The organism is Sphingobium sp. DC-2, assembly GCF_000722555.1.
GTDB lineage: Bacteria > Pseudomonadota > Alphaproteobacteria > Sphingomonadales > Sphingomonadaceae > Sphingobium > Sphingobium quisquiliarum.
The window spans coordinates 1-2,303 of sequence record NZ_JNAC01000012.1; the positions used below are offsets into that span (position 1 = coordinate 1).

Consider the following 2,303-nt stretch of genomic DNA (forward strand, 5'->3'; position numbering starts at 1 on the left):
GTATCCCCGAACCCTCCGGCGTGTATCCCCGAACCCTCCGGCGTGTATCCTTTTACCCTCCGGCGTGTACCTTTTTACCCTCCGGCGTGTATCCTTTTAGCCTACAGTGTCAGTGTCTAGTCTCAGAGTCTGGAACAGACACTGACACTGAGACTAGACACTGACGGCAGACACACACTGAAAATTGAGCGCCGCTGGTCGCGGCGCGCGTCATTGGAAGAACAAGCCGATGGGTAGCAGCCCGATCCAAACCGACGCCGACTACCGGGCGGCAGTTGATGAAATCCGCGCACTCTGGGATGCGGAAGCAGGCAGCGCAGATGAGGACCGTCTCGATGTGTTGGCAACACTGGTCGATGCGTATGAACGCCAGCATTGGCCTGCTTCACCTACGCCAAAGCAAGACTAGAGGCCGTAAATGGCTATCAGGGGATGTAAGAGGCGATTTCCGGCCCGTAGAGCATAGGGAGCCTCTGAGGGTAGGTCGCGAGTACCCAAGGGCTTGGCGGTGCCCTAACGGGCACCAGAGGGCAAATCAGGGGCGTTCGGTTTCGCGCAGATGGCAGGGCGGACATTCGCCCTCGCCAGCAGTGCCCCAGCTATCGAGCCAGCGGGCTACTTCCTCGCCGGTCAGGTGCAGCCCGGTTTCCCGATATTCGGCCCATGAGGCGAGGGCTTCGGCCTTGAAGCTCTCGCGGGCTTGCGTGCGGTCCACGATCAGATTTGCCCCGTCGCCACAAGCTGGCCGAGCAGGGTGTTTACACGGGTCTGCCACCCGGGGCCGCTGTCGCGCAGATGCTCCACCGTCTTTGCATCCAAGCGGATTTTTACCTCGACCTTGGGGTCTTCCGACTTGGGACGCCCACGCCGGGACGGCTTCATCCCGGCCATGAAGGCGGCATCCATCGGCGGGTTGTCGTCGTGAATTTCAGGGTCAAACTTGGCCATAATAGAACCTCGCTTCGTGCTTTTCTGCCGGACGCAGGCTGATAGCGCGGATCGCATCGTCATGAGAGCCCTCGGTGAACACCAGCACGTGCAGGCGATCACCGATCATGCCCAGGGCGACGAAGCGGACCTCTCCATAATCGAAGCGATCATCCTCGCGCTCAAACGCCGTGTCCCAATCGAACCGTTCCGCAGCCTGTAAGGATAGGCCATGCTTAGCGATATTGGCTTCATCCTTGGCCGGGTCGAACTCGATTTCCATGATATTTTGTACACCCATTAAATCGGGCGGACAACATTTTTTGTGCACCCATAAATTGCTGCCCTATTTCGCCTGCAACGGCACCCACTTGCCCTTGCAGGTCTGGGCTTTGGCGTCCCATCGTGCGGTGCATCCGTATAACTGGCGCTCGATCTTGGGTTCCTGCGCCCAGCGATAGGCGAGGGCCGCGGCGAAGATCAGGCCCAGCCCGATCATGGCGGCGGCGATCCATTCCTTCAGGCGATCCCACCAGACCCCGGCGCTGATCCGCTGAAGCTGTCCAGCGGCCCGGTGGAGGGCATCGACCCCTGCGCCTGACTGTGCGGTCCATTCGGCGCGCTGGCGGGCGTCCTGCTCGATCTGGCGGGACAGGGCGGCGACCTGCTGGGCAACCCCTTCGGCCCCGGCCTTTCGCATGGCGTCGAGCAGGGTGCGATAGTCCGCGCCGGGATCGGTGGGGGGCGGAGTGTCGAACTCGGCAGGGTCGAAGGGATCAGGCATCGGCGGGGCCACCCTTGAAGGTCCAGCCCTCGAACGCCTTGCGGTCCTGATCGCGGCTGATCCGGTCCAGCAGGTCAGTGAGGCGGGATTCCCATGTGGGGTCTTTCATGGCGGCATCGAGGAGCAGGCCGCCGAGGATGATCTTGCGGCGGGCATCGGCCTTGCGGTTCAGGGTGGCGGCGCGGGCTTCCAGTGCCTGCAACCGGGCCTTGGCCTGATCGACCCTGCGGCGGGCATTTTCGATAGCCTCTGGCGTTGGAGCGGCCATGGTCAATCCTTTCGCTGTGCGATATTGATAGCAGCGGACCCGACCGAACGAAAGAGAGGAAGGGCGCACTTATGCAAACTTGCGTTTGCGTGCGTCAGGGGATACCCCTGAACCCCAGCGGGCTATCGCCCGCGCCATGCTCCCGCATGGCAAAGGTAGGGCGCGGCGATGGCGAGCTTCCATCTTGCGGTGAAGACGATAGGCCGTTCCGCCGGTCGCAGCGCGACGGCGGCGGCGGCCTATCGTGCGGGCGTCGAAATCACGGACGAGCGCACCGGCCTCGTCCACGATTACACCCGCAAGCAGGGCGTCGAGCATAGCGCG

7 protein-coding genes are annotated in these 2,303 nt (G+C 62.6%); 2 read left to right on the forward strand and 5 right to left on the reverse strand.

Annotation, left to right across the window (positions count from 1 at the left end):
- Positions 1–229: 229 nt before the first annotated feature.
- Positions 230–409 carry a hypothetical protein gene (locus ET21_RS26890; protein WP_184205156.1) on the forward strand — a complete coding sequence of 60 codons (180 nt, stop codon included), beginning with the start codon at positions 230–232 and terminating at the stop codon, positions 407–409.
- A 126-nt stretch (positions 410–535) separates the two neighbouring features.
- On the opposite strand, the gene ET21_RS0102535 is transcribed toward ET21_RS26890, so the two are convergent.
- The 5 genes from ET21_RS0102535 to ET21_RS0102555 form a co-directional block, all read right to left on the reverse strand.
- Positions 536–715: a transcriptional regulator gene (locus ET21_RS0102535; protein WP_090423504.1), complete on the reverse strand. Its 180-nt coding sequence runs from the start codon at positions 713–715 to the stop codon at positions 536–538.
- Positions 716–717: 2 nt separating this feature from the next.
- Positions 718–948 carry a BrnA antitoxin family protein gene (locus tag ET21_RS0102540; protein ID WP_037470142.1) on the reverse strand — a complete coding sequence of 77 codons (231 nt, stop codon included), beginning with the start codon at positions 946–948 and terminating at the stop codon, positions 718–720.
- Positions 935–1,210 carry a BrnT family toxin gene (locus ET21_RS0102545; protein WP_037470143.1) on the reverse strand — a complete coding sequence of 92 codons (276 nt, stop codon included), beginning with the start codon at positions 1,208–1,210 and terminating at the stop codon, positions 935–937. Before ET21_RS0102545 ends, ET21_RS0102540 begins: the two co-directional genes overlap by 14 nt.
- Before the next feature lie 63 nt (positions 1,211–1,273).
- The gene (locus tag ET21_RS0102550) at positions 1,274–1,711 is read right to left on the reverse strand and encodes a hypothetical protein (RefSeq protein ID WP_030092979.1); all 438 of its coding nucleotides are present in this window, start codon (positions 1,709–1,711) and stop codon (positions 1,274–1,276) included.
- Complete coding sequence (locus ET21_RS0102555) at positions 1,704–1,979, reverse strand: hypothetical protein (protein ID WP_030538461.1); 276 nt, start codon at positions 1,977–1,979, stop codon at positions 1,704–1,706. The genes ET21_RS0102550 and ET21_RS0102555 overlap by 8 nt, the downstream gene beginning before the upstream one ends.
- Positions 1,980–2,147: 168 nt before the next feature.
- Between ET21_RS0102555 and ET21_RS26895 the strand changes: the two genes are divergently transcribed.
- On the forward strand, positions 2,148–2,303 hold a 156-nt coding region (locus ET21_RS26895; protein ID WP_162180679.1), incomplete at its 3' end, for a MobA/MobL family protein.

Excerpts from the sequence above, each read along its gene's own strand:
- ET21_RS26890 (WP_184205156.1), top strand. The coding sequence starts at position 230 with ATGGGTAGCAGCCCGATCCAAACCGACGCCGACTACCGGGCGGCAGTT.
- ET21_RS0102540 (WP_037470142.1), bottom strand. The coding sequence starts at position 948 with ATGGCCAAGTTTGACCCTGAAATTCACGACGACAACCCGCCGATGGAT.
- ET21_RS0102545 (WP_037470143.1), bottom strand. The coding sequence starts at position 1,210 with ATGGAAATCGAGTTCGACCCGGCCAAGGATGAAGCCAATATCGCTAAG.
- ET21_RS0102550 (WP_030092979.1), bottom strand. The coding sequence starts at position 1,711 with ATGCCTGATCCCTTCGACCCTGCCGAGTTCGACACTCCGCCCCCCACC.
- ET21_RS0102555 (WP_030538461.1), bottom strand. The coding sequence starts at position 1,979 with ATGGCCGCTCCAACGCCAGAGGCTATCGAAAATGCCCGCCGCAGGGTC.